Here is a 15,843-nt window from a genome sequence, read left to right as displayed (position 1 = left end):
CACTCTCCAGAATTTGGGCGACCTGCAAGAGGGCGGGAGACCGGAGTTTGGGATATGGGGGAACGTTCGGAAGCGATGGTCAGCCGTCGAGGCCCTTGCTCTTTGTGAATACGCAGCCGTCTTCGGGTTCATGGCCTCGCTGCAATTCTGTTTGTGTCAGATGCTGGCGCCCAGACCTCAACCGCACCGACCACGCTTGCAGCACCTTCCGCTGAGACACCGCAGTCGGGCGGAGCGACGTCAGGAACGACGTACAGGACGCACAGAACAGCGTCAGGAGCGCCGGACGGGGCGCAGAGCGCGGCGCGAAGGGCGGTATGACGGTGCTGCCGAGGAGAAAAGTAGCCGCGCGTCCCTAAGCACGCCCCGACTGATTAAGAGCAAATACATGAAAAATTCAACGGTGCTCGGGGCGACCCTCGGTGCAGCGATTGTGTGCTTGGCGCCCGTGCCGTTTCATTGGTCACCAGCCGGGACTATCGTTATCTCCTTCGACAAAGCTGACGCTCGTGTCGGTCGCACGCTCACGCCTGGCAGCGTTGCGGGGGTTCGTAGGCGAGTGCATTAGCGCGCGTATCGTGGCGCGGTTACTATGGAGCTGCTAAGCGTAGCTGCCGACGGAGCAGCGGCCACGGGAGCGTCCTGCCGGCAATGCGGTTATCATCCACACCGTCGCGCAAGTGCTCTCGTGCGCTGTATTTGGCGATGTCCGAAATGTGGGCTCGTGTCTCGGTAGACTGGAAGTGCAATTGCCCCATCTGGCTCATGGGGCGCTGGCTGGCGGCGGTCGCTTGATCTGTGTCAAGGGCGCCGCGCGAAAGCGGCATCTAAGCGTATTGTTCGGCCAGCGCACCTTGACTCATGCGGACGCGCTCGCGGGGAGTCATGGCCTTGGTCTGCATATTGTCCACACTTCCGGAGCGGAGCAGCCTGATGATCACAGTTCCCGAACTGGTGTCGCAAGGTCTGGGCGCGTTTCTGACTACAGAAACCAAGGACCGGTTCGGGGCCTCGCATGCCGGTCTGACCGAACTGCTTCCGTTCGCAGCCAAGCTCACCATGGAGTGCATCGGCAATAGCGATGCCCTGTATCACAACATCGAGCATACTTTGCTCGTGACCCTAGCCGGGCATGATATCCTGACCGGACGCGCGCTGCTGCGGCCCACCACGGCAAACGACTATGCGAACTTCATTCTGGCGTGCCTTGCTCATGACATCGGATATGTGCGCGGGGTCGTTCAAGGCGATGAGGACGAGCAGTTCATTGCGAACGTGAACGGCGGTACCGTTCGTCTACCGCGAGGATCGTCCGATGCGGCCCTCGCGCCATACCATGTCGATCGGTCCAAGCTGTTCGTGCTGAAGCGGCTCGATTCTGTCGAGCAGCTGGATGCGGACCGGGTTGCCCGGGCGATCGAATATACTCGGTTCCCCTATACGATGTCTTCCAATGATAGCCTGATCGAGGAGGAGGGCTTGTTGCTGCGGGCCGCCGATCTGATCGGCCAGCTCGGCGATCCCAACTATCTGAGAAAGTCGAATGCGCTGTTCTACGAATTCGAGGAGATCGGGCTCAACAAGACGCTCGGCTATGCGACGCCTGCGGACATCGTCTACAAGTATCCGCAGTTCTATTGGAGCAATGTTGCTCCCCAGATTCAGGCGGCGATACGCTATCTCAACGTGACGTCGCGTGGCCGCCAGTGGATCGCAAGTCTCTATGGCAACGTATTCCGGGCCGAGCGTGAGATGAACCTGTCGGGACCGCAGCCATAGCAGCTGCTTACCCCGCCACTCGCTTGATTTGGATCAAGATCGCCGCGCGAGAGCGGGGACTAGGCTTGTCTGCAACATGCGTGGCCATGCCTGAAGGCGCGTCCGTGAGAACACTTCGCCAGATCATCTCCGGAGACGAGATCATCCAGCTTGTGATCCGGCTAGGGTTGCTCGCGGTCCTGATCGTCTGGACCCTGCTCCTGATCCGTCCATTCGTGCCGATCCTGGCCTGGGGTGTCGTGCTCGCCGTCGCACTCAATCCGCTGTTTCAGCGCCTCACCAAGCTCCTCGGTGGCCGGCCAAAGCTTGCGGCGGGGATCCTCACCCTGATCAGTCTCGCCATCGTGATTGGACCCGCGACCTGGCTCGGCATGGGCGCAGTCGATGGGATCAGGGAGCTTGCCGGGCAAATGACAGCGGGTGAAGTGCTGGTTCCTTCGCCGCCTCAGTCGCTCAAGAAATGGCCCCTCGTTGGGCCTCAGCTTTTCGATCTCTGGGATCAGGCCTCGACCAATCTTCGTTCGCTGCTGCGCGAAGTGGTGCCGTATCTCAAGCCCTTCGCGACGACGTTGCTTGGGTTTGCCGGCAATGCCGGTGTGGGAACGGTCAAGTTCCTGCTGTCCGTTGTCGTGGCCGGTGTTCTGTTTCCGTACGGCCCGCTGCTCGTCGCCGCGAGCCGCGACTTTCTGTCACGGATCGTCCCTGAACAGAGCGAGCACTTTCTCGACCTCGCCGGCACCACCATCCGCGCGGTTTCCCAGGGGGTGATCGGCGTCGCGATCGTCCAATCGTTGCTGGCCGGTCTTGGGTTCAAGCTGGCCGGCATCCCTAGCGCGGGATTGCTGGCGTTCGTGGTGCTGTTGCTCTCGATCGTGCAGATCGGCGGAGCGATCGTCATTTTGCCGGTCATCGTCTGGATCTGGACCGACAAGGATTTTTCGATCGCGCTTCTGCTGACGGTATTTCTCGTGGTCGTGTCGGTGCTCGATAACATCCTGAAACCGCTCATCATGGGACGTGGCCTGACCACGCCCGCACTCGTCATCCTGATCGGGGTGATCGGCGGAACCCTCGTCCATGGCATCATCGGCCTGTTCATCGGACCGATCATTCTGTCGGTGGCCTGGGAGCTGACGGTCGCCTGGATCCGCACCGAACGTGCTCCGCCGGCGCAGCTGGCGGTCGAGCGTTGACCTATAACCAGGAAGAATGACTGCCTTCCGTGGAATGTTCTCTACCCGCTCACGTCGCTGTTGTAACTAACGATCAGCGCGAGCGTCCAAAGCGGCCATTCTTCTCTGCACCTCAGGGCGAGCCAGCCATTCTTGAAGAGCTGTGCGGTCGAGCAAAAAAACAACCCCTCGCCAAACTGCTCAACAGCGGGCAACCACGTTGGATTACGAACAAGTGCGGGGGGACCGCTCGTCCCTAGCCGCTGGATCGGCGTTCTTGAGATTGCCGGAACTTGAGTATCTCGCGTGCACGGGTCGGCACCATGGTCCAGGTCGGGCGCCGCATTGTGATTGCCGAAAGAGCTGTGCCGAGGATCAGCGCTGGCAGGGCCATGTGAGAGAGAGTCTGCCTGGCGTCGCACGGCACAAACTTTCTCTCCGGCGGCGAGCAGCGCTGTGATAACCATTCTTCCGCTGGTCGCGCGCGGAAAATGGCCTGCTCAGCCAGAACGTAGTACAGCGCGACGGTTCACCCTCTGCGCCGGTCGGGCGTTCATCGCATAGAGTTCTGCGAAACCGGCAATGTCCGCGTCGGCGACCTCTATGGGCTCGGTGAGCAGTAGCCAGTCGACGGTTTCCAAACAGGGTGGTGTCGTCAGGGAGCCAGCATATCGATAGTAGGCGAGTCGTTTGGGCAAGAGCCCGTTCGGGTTGATAGCAGGGTCGGCCTTGACGGCTTCTCCTTCATGCCTTGGCATTGTAGCGACAATCTTGCTGAAGACCGGGTTGCGCTTTCCAGCCACCATCAGTGCACCAACGACCGCGAGCGCGCCAGACGCATGAGCATGGACAAAATGGGCCTCCATTGGGAACCGCTGACCGCGGATGAGGTGCTCGCTTGGACGATGGAAGTGAAACTGCAACAAGCCGTAAGGGCCGCCGAACCTGAGCGTGCTGCCGTTGGCAACATTTAATTGGATTGTGTGACCGTTATTGACGATCGTGTCTGCGGCCTTGGCCCAGGCGATTCGAAGCGGGGGCAATTGCGCTTTAATGGATGCTATTATGTCGATTGGCGATTGCTGACCCCCGATGGAGCAGACATTGCTCGCGGCGTCTACATCGCCCCAATGCTCAGGGCCATTGGTGCCTTCGTAGCTCCAATGTGCTCCTTCAGCGGCAACGCCGGTGGACAAGCACAGCGGGCACACCACGAGCCCAGTCAGGACTTTCAACGCGTGCCGACGGTTCATGCAATCCTCCTCGACGTTTACCAGGTCTGCCAGCTAGTCATTGACAATCCCGATGGGTAAGACCGGCTGTCAAGGCGAAACTTCGTCTATTTTATAGTTTGCCCCTCACGCTCCCGGGACTCAGTTGAGTTGCGCAGCTTTGTTTGTGCGCCTGGCCTGCCGCACGTAATACTTTCCGTTTCGTATGCAAAAGGATTTTCAGCTGACGCCTGAAGACCGGACAGATCCGTGCGGTCCAGATAAGCAATGGACCCGGGACGAGTGGTAACCATCTTGCCGATAGCGGAGTTGGGGATACCGTGCTCTGCCCAGAACCTCGCGTGTTTCATTGTGAGAAGCTTCGATCCTGTATCTTCGATATCTCGATCGTTGGAAATGGAATGAACGCCGATCTTCGAATCTTCCCCGAGAAAACGTTTTGCGGCGGCAAAAAACACATCTGCGCAAGCAGAACTACATTCGCCGACAACATAGACAACGAGTCATTTGCGGCGTGTGAGGCTCGCGATCCGAAGACCCTCTTCGAAATCGCCTCCTTCGGAACTTAGATCAAAACCAATGATCGCATCTTTTCTGAAATGCGACTTCAGCCGTGCGAAGTCCCCCTCTTTGATATCGCCTCGCAACCGCAAAACCGTCCCTGAGCAGGTCTTCAGCCGTTGTATATCCAGAGCGAAACATGCGATCGGCTGCACAACGATCAACAACAGATAGAGCGCGCTTCTGCAAAACCAACAGGCCCGTATCCTGAACTGTCGAAGTTGCAAGCTCGAGTCCATCGCTAATGCCCTCGATCGTCGACTTCTGAGAGTTGCTTCTCGCTGCGCGTGGCTCTTGATTTAAGTCAACTGAAGCTGTCACCCTCCGCAAGTCCACTTGGCCAGTTTGAGATCGTGCCGCGCTACAAACGAGAATTTTGGTCGGCCGGCGGAAGCTGGGCTACTTGCTGAACGGCGTCGGCTACTTCCACCAGGCGTACCGCTCCGTCGACGACTGCCATGCGCTGCAGGAGATCTTGGACTTCACGCTGCCGACGACCGGAGCGCCGGCGCTCGCCGCCCTGCTGGAGAACGCCCGCAAGCCAACGGTGCGAGTATGGGCCGAGCAGTCGCCGTTCGAGCTCAAGGATTCCTTGAAGCGGCGCGGTTACCGCTGGAACGACGGCAGCGACGGCCGACCTAAGTCCTGGCACACGGCGTCTCTGAGCGCCCTCGACGACGAGATCGCTTTGTCAGGACGGAGATCTATTTACGCGACGTCGAGCCCCGACTGCAGATGCTGAGCGCCTCGCGTTTCGAGCCGTATCGGAGGCGAGAGCAGAGGAGCGGAAGCGTCAGGAGGGCGGCGGGCTCCGCGACCTCATCGTCCTCGTCGAGATTGGGCGCGAGGCTGAAAACGTCCGGCGGCCAACACTTGCAGGATCGACCGCAGCATGTCCGACGGGATCGATAGGCGCACGCGAGCCGTCAGCTCGCCGGGAGCGCGGGAGCAGGATCAATCCTCACTTCGTCATGCGTCTTCGCCAGCCGATCCATGGGGTCTCGCCCAGCAGCGGCCCACGCCGTTACGCATGGCGAGGCCGCCTGTGCTTCGGGACACCGAGGCTGGAGATGTGCAGCGCTTCACCTTGTAGTTTTGTCGATTGACGACGCATTCAAGGACGTTGACTAAGATGATCGATCATTGGCCAGCAAGCCATATCGGGCAGCACTAGCCAGCGACTCTCTGTGACGCTGGAATTGGATGAGCGCAGCCACTAGGTCGGACGGAGTTGGTCGCGTGAATCTTCATCGAAGGTACAAAGCGGTTCACGATCAGACGACGGACACAACATCCCGCCAATGTCGGATTCTTTTTTGCAAGCTTTGATCTGGATCAGTGGAGCTACAAGCATGCGACACGAGCGTATCGCGTCACTTCGCTATACAGAGGAGAAGTTCGATGACGTACGTAAGTAAGGCTGCCCTTGCTGCTTCCGCCTTCGCGTGTGCGGCAATGTTCTCCCCCGGCTGGTCTGACCAAGGCGGGGTTTCGATCTCAATCGAGAGCGCTCAGGCGCGAGTCGGTCGTCCCCTGACGCCCGTGAGCGTTGCGGGTGTTGCGCGTCGCCATAATCGGCGAGCTATGTACGGATACGGGTATGGCGCAGGTGTCGCAGGTGCCGCCGCGGTTGGCACGGCTACCGCTGTCGCCGCTTCCTCAAACTGGGGAGCGGGCAACAACAATTGGGGCAACGCTTACGCGGCCCAGACTGATCCTTACTTTGGGCAACCGCTCTACCCTCACAGAGCCTACTATGGACATAGTCCTTATTACGGTTACGCCGGATGGGACGACTATTCGACACGCAACAACCTCAAATGCCACCCGGGAGGCATGATCAAACTCGACGACGGCCAGATGTACTACTGTCAGTAAGAGTTAATGGCAGTTGCACATTACGGGCCAATCAGACACTCGGTCTCGTCAAGCAACCGGCCAACGGCCCCGGACATGCCGGGGCCGAGGTTTGCGGAATTGATGGTCCTGCCAGCGTTGATGCGCGAGGTGGTAAATCGTTCGCATCTCTGGCGTGGCCGAGTTGATCCGGGCGTCGCCAAGAGGCGCGACTGAGGAGGAGAGAATGAAACGCGTCGTGCTAATGACGATCATTCTCGTCCTTGGGACAAATGGAGCTCGCGCCGAGCCCAAGGCCGGCCAGTGTTCGTCCTTCTACATCTCGGAAATCACTCTCGTATCGACGGCCGACGGCGAGGCGGGGCACGTTCAGACCTTTGTGGGGTTCGGCCCCTCCAAGGAAGAGGCAGAGAAGAGCGCCCTGGGATGGTGCTCGCATATCAGGTTCGATCTTGAGACTTGTTTGAATTCAGATCGCCTGACCGCTCGCAACTCGCCGTCAGACGGAGATGGCGCCGCACTTCATCTCAAGTACATGAAGGCAGTTGCGCGCATTACCGGCTGCAGTTAGAGCGCGTTCGCGAGCGATCGAACGCCCTTGATCTACATCAAGCATCAAGCAGCTCGTGGCCATCTTGCATGCCGGTCGCACCCGAACCCCCGAAACAATACCCCGGGTCCAGTTCTACGACGTTGTCTCATGCATGCTGCCGCTGTTCGCATATCTCTCGAAGGTCGGAGCGGCGTTGCTTTTACTGCTCTTTCGGGCGGACTATTATGTTCCGAGGGCGCCAATCCCCCAACAGGCGCCGACCGATCGAGCAACGATACGCATTCACTCCGATCACAAATGGCCGGAGCAAATTGGCTTCGATACTCGGTCGCCGACAATCGTTGCCGCCGCACCCGCGGTCAATATCCCCGATGTCGCGACGTCGTCTGACGTCATCGAACTGCCTGTTAGCCGGGTGGATAACTCGACAGTTGCAAATGCGCTCGCAATGCTGCCACGTCCGGATACACGACCGCCTGAAATCCATCGACCGCAAGCGACAACCCAAGATATCAAACGGCGGTCCGGCCAAGACGACACGTCAAGCCGCGGATGCTTCTAGCGGCGCGACAAGGGCAGTTCACTTGGCTTGGCGTCAGATCCTGGTGATCCGCGTCTGCACACGATCCGAACGCCGACGTCGTGGCGCCTATTCGTTCGCCGCACAGACCCTCCCTGCCATCGCAGACAACTGCGCGTGCCGCGACGGGGAAGCCCTTCGCCATCGCGTTAAGGCGGCGGCCCCTGTCGCGGGGCCTCCGTTATGGACGCAGGCACAGTTCAGTAGCGAGCGGTGACCGGCGCACCATAGCCACCGAAACGATAGTTTAGCCGAAGTGTGACCATGTCCACATCCTGGCTGACCCCGTTGCCGAGAAGGGTGATTCCCCCGGGCGTGACCACGCCTGCGAAGGACGTGTTGTCACGCCCCATCCAGAGATGGTCGTACTCGAGACCGAACGACCAGTTGGGAGTGAATCCATATTCCCAGCCGACGCCTAAGGCGCCGCCCCAGCGCGTGTGACCTGCCGACGCGAGCCCAACACCGGTGGCATTGTTGAATATGTCAAAGCGATTGCGCGTTACCGCAGCGCCACCCTTCACGTAGAACAGCGAGGCGTTCCATGCCCAACCGAGCTGAGCCGTGAACAGCCCAATGCCATCGATCTTGCCTGTGGTTGAGATCGAAGGATCGATCAAGCTGACGCGGGTGTTCTTGATCTCGGCCCAGTCGCCCTGCGCCTCCAATCCGAGGACAAACTGATTGGTTTGCCAGCGGTAGCCGAGCTGTCCGCCAGCAAGGCCTCCGGAGCGATCAGCGCAACCACCTGCAACTGTCCCTGCCGGCGTCAGGAAATCCACGCAACCATGGCTCTGCCCCCACCCTCCATTGGCGCCAATGTAGAATCCGCTCCAGTTGTAGATCGCCACCACCGGGGCCGGAGGCGGTGCTGCCTTGACAGCCATATCGGCGGCCATGGCCGGAGCCGCCATGTTGAGCGCCGCGAAGCTGATCGCAGCCATCGAAAGCCTTTTCATCGTCACGTCCCTTCGCTCTTTTTGTTTAGAAATGCGAATGCAGGCCGGCGTGCATAAGCACGGCGAACATCCACAAGTTACGTTGGACGAGACCCTAAGCCCGTAACATAATGGCAACACTCAAGAGCCGCGTATGTGCACGGAGACGTGCTTATTCAGTGTCGGGACCGGTATGTCGTTCAGTGTCTGATAGTTCGCCGTCAAGCCAGGCTTGGATGCGAGCCGACGGAATAAGCTGCCTAGGGACACTCGGATTGATCGTGCCTGCAAATACAGCGAGGCCTTCGTCGAGCTTTGTACGAACGAACACCTTGGCCTCTGCTTCCGTCGCGAAAGTCCTTGTTTCCCGCGGACTCCGCTGCTTCGGTAACGTGCCGCGTTTACGGACTTCGAAGGTGACGTACCAAGTCGGCGTCATCGCGCACCTGCCAGCGAATTGGCCCAGCCCGTCGATCCCCTGCTGTGTTGTGGTGCGGCCGTCTCATAGCAGGTTGATCTGAATCAAGATCGCGCACGATGCTGCCAGACAACAGCGAAGGTCTGCGCACCGTCCACGCCGACCGCCGCCGCACGATCACCTGGTCGTCGGCGGCGATGTCGTCCTTCGGCAGATATGAGGGGCCCAACCCGAAATTCTGACAGGTGCAAGGCAGCGCGTTCAGACGCCGCAGCCGTGACCTATCCCTCAGCATCGCAAGGGCCGTTCCGTGACGTGCCGCCGTTGATAACTCGATCAGCGCCGATCAGCACCAAACCCTTAATTCCAGTCCTTTGAACATCTAACAGGTCATCCCGGTCGCACACCTGCGGACGGCTCGACGGGTCTGGCGTACCGTCGTTCTCGCGACGCAGACCCCGTTAATGCGTGTCCTACCCGCGCCGCAGGCGGCAGCGATCTGTGTGACCATGGCGTCCGGTTGATAGACCATCGGTGCGGGAGCCATTCCCAGCGCCGGTGTTACAATCGACAAGGCGAAGACAGCAACGGAAATCGTCCTAACCATCTTGCTTCTCCCTGGGTTGGCCAATCGCCCCGACTTGTCTTGTCAATGGAGCTGATTCGGCTTTTTCGAGTGACATCCTTGGCCTACCGAGAGTTCGACTCTTGAGATGGATCAAAGCTTCAGTCGTAGCGGTCCGCCTTAGCTTCCTGCGGATCAGTTCGGGCGGATGCGGGCGGACGGTGGTGGTCAGCGGCCGAACTCATGTTTTCAGAGCCTCGCACCGGTCATTATGCGCGCATCGCCGGCTTTCTGGAAAACGTGCCCACTCTGATCGGGCCACTTGTGGGCAGCAACTCGACTTGCGGTCATTTGCATGAGATTGATCCCGCTTGATTTGAATCAAGCTCCTGACAAAAATTCGTTTCTTTTTCTTGGCGGCGACGGGGCCTCAATTACGTTCCTGGTCAGAAGCGATGTGGCCACGCTGCTCACTCAGGAAAACCCAAGGGGGAAGTCCAGATGTCTCTCTGGCTGATTCCGATGATATACGCTGCTGCAAGCTTCCTCGGTGGAATTACGCTGCCGCGACTCGAGCAGGCATACTTGCCCTACAATTCCGGCATTTCCGTCGCCTCAGCTCAGGCATTCCTTGGGGCGGTCGCTTCGGGCATGATCGCACTCACTGGCATCGTGTTTACCCTCGGCTTGGTCATGGTGCAGTTCAGCGCCATTGCATACTCACCAAGGCTCGTTCTCCTTTTGGCTCGCGACCCGAGGCTGTTTCATTCGCTGGGGGTATTCATCGCTACTTCCACGTATTCTCTTTCCGTTCTTCTCTATGTCGATCGCAATGGGTCTGGGATCGTCCCGATGATCTCCGGAGTTGCAGTGGCTGGATTGCTTTTGCTTAGCACACTGCTCTTTGCCGCCATGATGAAGGGTTTGATAGACCTTCAGGTCACTTACGTGCTTCACGTCATCGGCGACAAGGGCCGCGAGGTCATAGGCCAGACGTTTCAGCGTGTCGACGAGAAGGCGGAAATTGAATCAAAGTACCGGCAACGGATGCGCATCATTTCCGAATTGGGTCCGGTTGTCCAAACGTTGAGATATTTCGCCGCGCCACGCGTGATTAAAAGTTTTGATATCGACGACTTGGTTCGCCAGGCACAGCAGGCAGGAGCCGTCATAGTGATGGCCTGCGGGGTCGGCGACACTCTTGTCGAAAATACACTGCTGTTGCAGGTTCATGGGACTAAAGCTGTGTTGCTTGAAACCGACCTGGTGCGAGCGGTCCACTTCGGGTTTGAGCGGACGTCGGAGCAGGATCCAAAATATCCAATTCGGCTGCTGGTTGACATCGCCATCAAGGCGCTGTCGCCGGCGATCAACGATCCTACTACGGCGGTCCAAGCTATCGACCAGATCGAGGATTTGTTGCGTCGGCTGGGAGGGCGCGATTTGGACGCCGGCTATGTCTCAGATGTGGATGGCAATTTACGTCTCATTTTCCCGATGCCAAGATGGGAGGACTATCTCGTTTTGGCATTCGATGAGGTTCGCCACTACGGTGCCGACTCGGTGCAAGTTGTGCGCCGCCTGAGGTCAGCGCTCGTCGGGTTGGCCGATTCGATGAGGGACAGCGCGCGGATCGCCGCGGTCAACCGATATCTCAAGCAACTCGACTTGACTGTGGATCGCTCAATTCTGAGAGCGGACGATGAGGAAACGGCTAAGCAGGAGGATCTGCAGGGCCTCGGTTTATCTCGCCAACACCGAACTTCGTCTTGATTTAGTGATCTCAGCCTTGGCTAACCCTTGACGATGTCCTCGTTCGGCACCTCGCCGCCGGTGTCGGCGTCGACCTTGAGATACTTGATGCGGTGGCCGGTCTGGCGGTTGAGCTGGTTGAAGCTGATCTTCTCGCTCTCCGAGGTGGCCGGATAGAGCGCCACCGGGCAGGTGACCAGGGACAGACGCAGGAAGCCTTTCCAGTTGGCGCGGGGCCATGTACGCAGAACTCCGGTTCGATCGGCTCGGACTAGACGAACGGGCGCGACCGGTTCCGACATGCGCGACCGCCATCCGACCGATGATCAAGCCGGAGATACGGTCCCATTGCGTGTCGCTCAGGACGAGCCGATCCATGACACCCAAGGCTGCCTCCTAAAAGAAAGCCTTGAATCACGTTCCGTCTGATTTGAGAATCCCAAGAGTCCACACAGCCTAGTGCTCCTTACGGAGCTTCTTGATGATCGCCTTCTGGTCGTCCATGTGCTCTTGCACGGCTTGCCGCGCCTCGTCGGTGCGCTGCTCGTCGGCGGGTTTCTTCTCAGGGGGTGGAGCTTCCTTGTTCATCCTCTCAATCCAATCCCACGTAGTCGGTAAGGATTGGTTCACCTCAACGATCTGAGTTCCCTTTTCAAATCAGGCCACTGCGGTCGGAAACGGGCCAGCGCCGAAATTTGGGGAGGCTCACTTGACTCTACCAGAACGAAAAGGGAACATACGCCTATGAGCGCGACCTTCGAGCAGGCCGGGGCGGCCCCAACCGACCTCGACGCCGCCGCCGACCAGGCCATTGCTGCATGCGGCGGCGACGCCCGGGAAACCGTCAAGGCTCTGATCGTGGCCAACGACTTTCTCGAGACCCAGCTGGTCGAGTTCGGGAGGAAGGTGTCGACCGGCTACGCCTGCGGGCGGCTCCCAGGGGGGCGCGAACGCAAGGATGAAGCAGATGTCTGAAGTGACCTACTACGTCGCTCTGCCGTTCGTTTTCTCCGACGAGGGGCGGCCGCCGGCGAGGCCGCTGAGTGCCTGAGCGCCAATGCCGCGGTCATGCGGGCCGAGGCGCTCTCCCGCAAGTCTGGGCACGCCGGCGCCGTGGCATTCTCCCGGACCGGCGATCCATCAAGCGGCGACTTCAGCGACGCCAAGCTGATCAGGAAATTCGGGCGACGTGCCGGACGATCTCAGCACCCTATGAAATTCCACTGGTTGCAAAGCAACTTCCGTTCTGCCGGCGCAATCACGCTTAACTAGGCGGCGACCTCACCGTCAATGTCACCTGGTGTAGAGGCAGGGAATGCGAACGCCCCCCGCGAGCGCCTCCGGTCGTACGTCGCAAAAAGATAAGAACAGGCGGGCCATCTTCATTGCTCGAGGTCCTCATCAAAGTCCCCGGTCCCATTCGCGAGCCGGCCTGCGCTCTTTGTCTCTAAGATTTATGCGGCTGTTAATCGCTTGAATGGTCTGGCGCACGCGTTGCGCAATATCTTGTCTGATTTGGCATGCGCTGCCGATCAGCCGCCAAACGGGGACAGCGAGGGAGGTGTCAGCTAACATTTCGCGCGAGGCCTCCAACATCCGCCGTGCAGCCCGTGCAACTCGACCGACGTCCGGTGATCCTGTTTCGCGTCGCATTCGAAGCTGGCCCGTCCGGACGTATTCAATTCGATCGTCGACGAAATCCACAACGTTCACTTTTTCTGCGTAAGATTTCGCTTCGTGGAAAAGCCGCTCAAAAATTGCAGCCTCCCCTGGAGCCTTCCGAGGGTCGAGTTGGTGCTTCGCTACAGCAGCCTGAAGTCGATTTCGCTCGGCGACAACGTAAGCGTCGACCTTGTGTCGCGTAAGCCCGACATAAACTTCCCGTGCATCCGTCGGCTTCGCCACGTACAGCACGGCGGCAGCCGACGTTCGGCCCTGCACCGAATATGCCGTACCCGCATACGCCAGCGAAATACGTGGTGGCCGGGGTGGACCTTCAGCACGCGCGCGAGCTAGAGATCCCCACTCAGTTCTAATCACGCGACCGCCGTCAAGCCGAACGGCGACTTGCACATCAGCGTCATTTCGCGTCATGCGCTCGATTGTACCACGAGTGCCGTTGCGAATGCGGAATTCGGGCAGGTTTTCACTGAAGCGGATGCGATCACCTTGAGCAAGCTCAATCGTCCCAATTTTCTTGTCACGGCCAATCGCTGGAAGAGATAAATCCTCGCCTACTAGGCGCCCTTCCGTACGCAGGGTGGCACGCGCCGCTCCATTGAGAGCTGCGGCATCAGAATTCCGGCGTGTGACGATTAGAACATCATCACCATGCTCGCGGCGATATTTGCTCCAGATCTCGATGACGCGAGCTTGCGCCATAGCCTCGCCAGACACGAGTTCGAGATTTCGATGTTCCGCGTAGGCGCGCAGGCCAGCAAAGGAATCGCCTCTCGCCATCACCATCGAGGCCGCGCGCTGCCACTCCACCGTTTGTCGACGCACCTGCGATAGAACCGCACCCCGCGCAATCACATCGGCAATCGCTTTTAGCGCGCTGCCTCCAGGCACGGCCTGGAGCTGACGGCGATCACCGAGGCATACAACCTTAGCGTGTGATTGATGCGCTATGCTTAATATCTTTTCGAGATCCCGCACGCCGGCCAAGCCGGTCTCGTCGACAACAATCAGTGTATGGGCGTCGATCTTGGATCCGATTTCGCGCTCATGGTCGTATCGCCATTTGGCGACTGCGCATGCCTCAATACCGCAAGATTTTGAAAGTTCGTCGGCGGCTACCCAGGTGGGCGCTAAGCCCAGAATTTTGAGACCAGAGCGCCGGCCGGCTTCGACCAGTGCTTGCGTCATCACGGTTTTGCCGGTGCCGGCAGGCGCCTCGCATATGACTACCCCATCGCGATTGGCTGCAAACCTGACGGCATCGGCTTGTTCTTGAGCCAAATAGGGCGCGTCGGCGAGCGCTGCTTCAACTGAGTCGCGTCGAAACCAGTCCTGCTCATCAAGGCGGTCCGCGGATCGTAGCAGGCTTGCTTCGGCGACAGCGATGGCTGGCGTGGTCCAGTACTCTGCTCTCTTTTCGTCCGTTAGCTTACGAAGAATCCCACATTCCTCGTACGATCGCAGCTCTTCCCACACTTGGTCTATACCGCGCGCGCGGATACCTGCCTCGATAAGGGCACCATGCACCAACTCCTTACGGCTTATCACACTCTGATGCCGGAAGAGCTTTGACGCGGCAATCGCAACCGGACCTGCGCCCTCAATTTCCGGTGGGTCAAGGTCGCGTTCGACGGCCGCCGAGATCTCCCGAGCGGGCACGTAGTCCCGTGCCGCCTTCCATGGATCAGCACCAGTTTGTGCGAGCTCCTCTTTCCAGCGAGCTTCGAGGATCTCACCCACCGGGACTTCATCTTTTGACCCGCGCGTTGCGAGCGCTGCCATTTCCTTTTGCGCGCCAGTCGCGTCACGTCCGACAAGCTCCTCTATTTGGCGCGATCGCTTGGAAAACGTCTCAATCGTGCTTTGTGGAATGCCGGCAATCTCGAACTGATTGCGTCCAGCTTCGCGCAGCGAAAATCCGACAGCCGCTAAACGGTGAGCCAACGAGGCCCTAAACGCAGCTCCGATGACGAGCTGGTACTCGAACAACTTTTCGGGCTCAAGTGTGCGATATTTTGCACCGCAGCGAGCCGTGTTCATCAAAATGGCGTGGGTATGGATCGCTGGGTCAGCCAAGACGCCCGCCGTTGCGCCTCACGATGCGGAAGCACCCCAAGTCGCACCCGAATAGGAGCGCATGACGGCAGTCCTGCTGCAAGGCTAGAGGGGGGCCGAATCTGGAAGAAATACGTGGAAAGCCGGCACACCAGGTAGGTCGGGGCACGCCCCGGCCCTCTGGGCCGGCGCGTCGGAAGCTCGGACGCGCCGTTCTGGTGGACTACTTTGCTGACTACAATGCGGGATACACGCTTCGACACTTGCACACTCGGGCAGGCCGGAAGCGTTGTTTTTCGAGCTTTTCGCAGGTCCAGAAAGTGGCGGATGGGGCGAATTAACTGGCGGAGAGGGAGGGATTCGAACCCCCGTTAACCCACCACACTTTCAAATCGCAGTCGGCACGTCGGCTCTCCGCGGCGATGTTGATTGTTCACGGCGAGAATTGATCCACGACCGTCGAGGATGTATCAATGAGATATCCCTCGTGTTGAAACATCGATCGGCCAAGGCTGGGAAATCAACGGGTTACGCTGGAATTGGTAGCGGGAGAGGGACTCGAACCCCCGACCCCAGGATTATGATTCCCGTGCTCTAACCAGCTGAGCTACCCCGCCACAGGGATCGCGAACGGCTGCTACGGCCGATCTCGCGAACGCGCGGCATATAATGAAGGGGAAGCCGGGAAGTCAATCCGCCTT

At 59.2% G+C, this 15,843-nt stretch carries 11 protein-coding genes, 1 tRNA gene and 3 pseudogenes; 9 read left to right on the top strand and 6 right to left on the bottom strand.

Features of this window, described 5'->3' with window-relative positions; translation table 11 throughout:
* Window positions 1-933: 933 nt before the first annotated feature.
* A complete protein-coding gene (locus C7G42_RS07215) occupies window positions 934-1,779 on the top strand; it encodes an HD domain-containing protein (protein ID WP_106948276.1) in 846 nt (281 codons plus the stop codon).
* A 104-nt stretch (window positions 1,780-1,883) separates the two neighbouring features.
* Complete coding sequence (locus C7G42_RS07210; RefSeq protein WP_245427554.1) at window positions 1,884-2,972, top strand: AI-2E family transporter; 1,089 nt, start codon at window positions 1,884-1,886, stop codon at window positions 2,970-2,972.
* A gap of 479 nt (window positions 2,973-3,451) precedes the next feature.
* Here the strand turns inward: C7G42_RS07210 and C7G42_RS07205 are convergent, their stop codons facing one another.
* A complete protein-coding gene (locus tag C7G42_RS07205; RefSeq protein WP_106948275.1) occupies window positions 3,452-4,204 on the bottom strand; it encodes a carbonic anhydrase in 753 nt (250 codons plus the stop codon).
* Window positions 4,205-4,584: 380 nt separating this feature from the next.
* Between C7G42_RS07205 and C7G42_RS34975 the strand changes: the two genes are divergently transcribed.
* The 3 genes and pseudogenes from C7G42_RS34975 to C7G42_RS07185 all read left to right on the top strand — a co-directional run bounded on the left by C7G42_RS34975 (window position 4,585) and on the right by C7G42_RS07185 (window position 7,172).
* Window positions 4,585-4,752 (top strand): hypothetical protein, encoded by a 168-nt coding sequence (locus tag C7G42_RS34975; protein WP_158537570.1) that lies wholly within the window; start codon window positions 4,585-4,587, stop codon window positions 4,750-4,752.
* 383 nt (window positions 4,753-5,135) lie between these two features.
* Window positions 5,136-5,491: pseudogene (locus C7G42_RS07195) on the top strand (3'-5' exonuclease); the annotation flags it as partial.
* Window positions 5,492-6,827: 1,336 nt separating this feature from the next.
* Window positions 6,828-7,172, top strand: a complete 345-nt coding sequence (locus C7G42_RS07185; RefSeq protein ID WP_147250229.1) for a hypothetical protein — start codon at window positions 6,828-6,830, stop codon at window positions 7,170-7,172.
* Window positions 7,173-7,934: 762 nt separating this feature from the next.
* Here the strand turns inward: C7G42_RS07185 and C7G42_RS07180 are convergent.
* Window positions 7,935-8,693, bottom strand: a complete 759-nt coding sequence (locus tag C7G42_RS07180; RefSeq protein ID WP_106948272.1) for an outer membrane protein — start codon at window positions 8,691-8,693, stop codon at window positions 7,935-7,937.
* Window positions 8,694-9,209: 516 nt separating this feature from the next.
* Here C7G42_RS07180 and C7G42_RS36100 point away from each other — a divergent pair.
* Window positions 9,210-9,332 (top strand): hypothetical protein, encoded by a 123-nt coding sequence (locus C7G42_RS36100; protein ID WP_283809842.1) that lies wholly within the window; start codon window positions 9,210-9,212, stop codon window positions 9,330-9,332.
* A gap of 824 nt (window positions 9,333-10,156) precedes the next feature.
* A complete protein-coding gene (locus C7G42_RS07165) occupies window positions 10,157-11,428 on the top strand; it encodes a DUF2254 domain-containing protein (protein WP_106948269.1) in 1,272 nt (423 codons plus the stop codon).
* 23 nt (window positions 11,429-11,451) lie between these two features.
* Here C7G42_RS07165 and C7G42_RS07160 read toward each other — a convergent pair.
* Window positions 11,452-11,655, bottom strand: a pseudogene (locus C7G42_RS07160) (Ku protein); the annotation flags it as partial.
* A gap of 208 nt (window positions 11,656-11,863) precedes the next feature.
* Window positions 11,864-11,995, bottom strand: a complete 132-nt coding sequence (locus C7G42_RS36095; RefSeq protein ID WP_283809841.1) for a hypothetical protein — start codon at window positions 11,993-11,995, stop codon at window positions 11,864-11,866.
* 156 nt (window positions 11,996-12,151) lie between these two features.
* Between C7G42_RS36095 and C7G42_RS07155 the strand changes: the two genes are divergently transcribed.
* Together C7G42_RS07155 and C7G42_RS35680 are read left to right on the top strand one after the other, a co-directional pair.
* Window positions 12,152-12,382 (top strand): hypothetical protein, encoded by a 231-nt coding sequence (locus C7G42_RS07155; RefSeq protein WP_106948268.1) that lies wholly within the window; start codon window positions 12,152-12,154, stop codon window positions 12,380-12,382.
* Window positions 12,375-12,623: pseudogene (locus tag C7G42_RS35680) on the top strand (hypothetical protein). Before C7G42_RS07155 ends, C7G42_RS35680 begins: the two are co-directional and overlap by 8 nt.
* A gap of 185 nt (window positions 12,624-12,808) precedes the next feature.
* On the opposite strand, the gene mobF reads toward C7G42_RS35680, so the two are convergent.
* On the bottom strand, window positions 12,809-15,163 hold the full coding sequence (mobF, locus tag C7G42_RS07145; RefSeq protein ID WP_106948267.1) for a MobF family relaxase: 2,355 nt from the start codon (window positions 15,161-15,163) through the stop codon (window positions 12,809-12,811).
* A gap of 519 nt (window positions 15,164-15,682) precedes the next feature.
* Window positions 15,683-15,759 (bottom strand) — tRNA-Met (locus C7G42_RS07140).
* Between the last annotated feature and the right edge of the window lie 84 nt (window positions 15,760-15,843).

The sequence above is a fragment of the Bradyrhizobium sp. MOS003 genome, from assembly GCF_003020125.1.
Lineage (GTDB): Bacteria > Pseudomonadota > Alphaproteobacteria > Rhizobiales > Xanthobacteraceae > Bradyrhizobium.
The sequence above is the reverse complement of the archived record's forward strand: the minus strand, read 5'-3'. Positions and strand labels throughout refer to the sequence as shown.

Bases quoted from the DNA above. Each gene is read 5' to 3' on its own strand.
- C7G42_RS07185 (WP_147250229.1), top strand. From the start codon at position 6,828: ATGAAACGCGTCGTGCTAATGACGATCATTCTCGTCCTTGGGACAAAT.
- C7G42_RS07155 (WP_106948268.1), top strand. From the start codon at position 12,152: ATGAGCGCGACCTTCGAGCAGGCCGGGGCGGCCCCAACCGACCTCGAC.
- C7G42_RS34975 (WP_158537570.1), top strand. From the start codon at position 4,585: ATGAACGCCGATCTTCGAATCTTCCCCGAGAAAACGTTTTGCGGCGGC.
- C7G42_RS36100 (WP_283809842.1), top strand. From the start codon at position 9,210: ATGCTGCCAGACAACAGCGAAGGTCTGCGCACCGTCCACGCCGACCGC.
- C7G42_RS07180 (WP_106948272.1), bottom strand. From the start codon at position 8,693: ATGAAAAGGCTTTCGATGGCTGCGATCAGCTTCGCGGCGCTCAACATG.
- C7G42_RS07205 (WP_106948275.1), bottom strand. From the start codon at position 4,204: ATGAACCGTCGGCACGCGTTGAAAGTCCTGACTGGGCTCGTGGTGTGC.
- C7G42_RS07215 (WP_106948276.1), top strand. From the start codon at position 934: ATGATCACAGTTCCCGAACTGGTGTCGCAAGGTCTGGGCGCGTTTCTG.
- C7G42_RS07165 (WP_106948269.1), top strand. From the start codon at position 10,157: ATGTCTCTCTGGCTGATTCCGATGATATACGCTGCTGCAAGCTTCCTC.
- C7G42_RS36095 (WP_283809841.1), bottom strand. From the start codon at position 11,995: ATGAACAAGGAAGCTCCACCCCCTGAGAAGAAACCCGCCGACGAGCAG.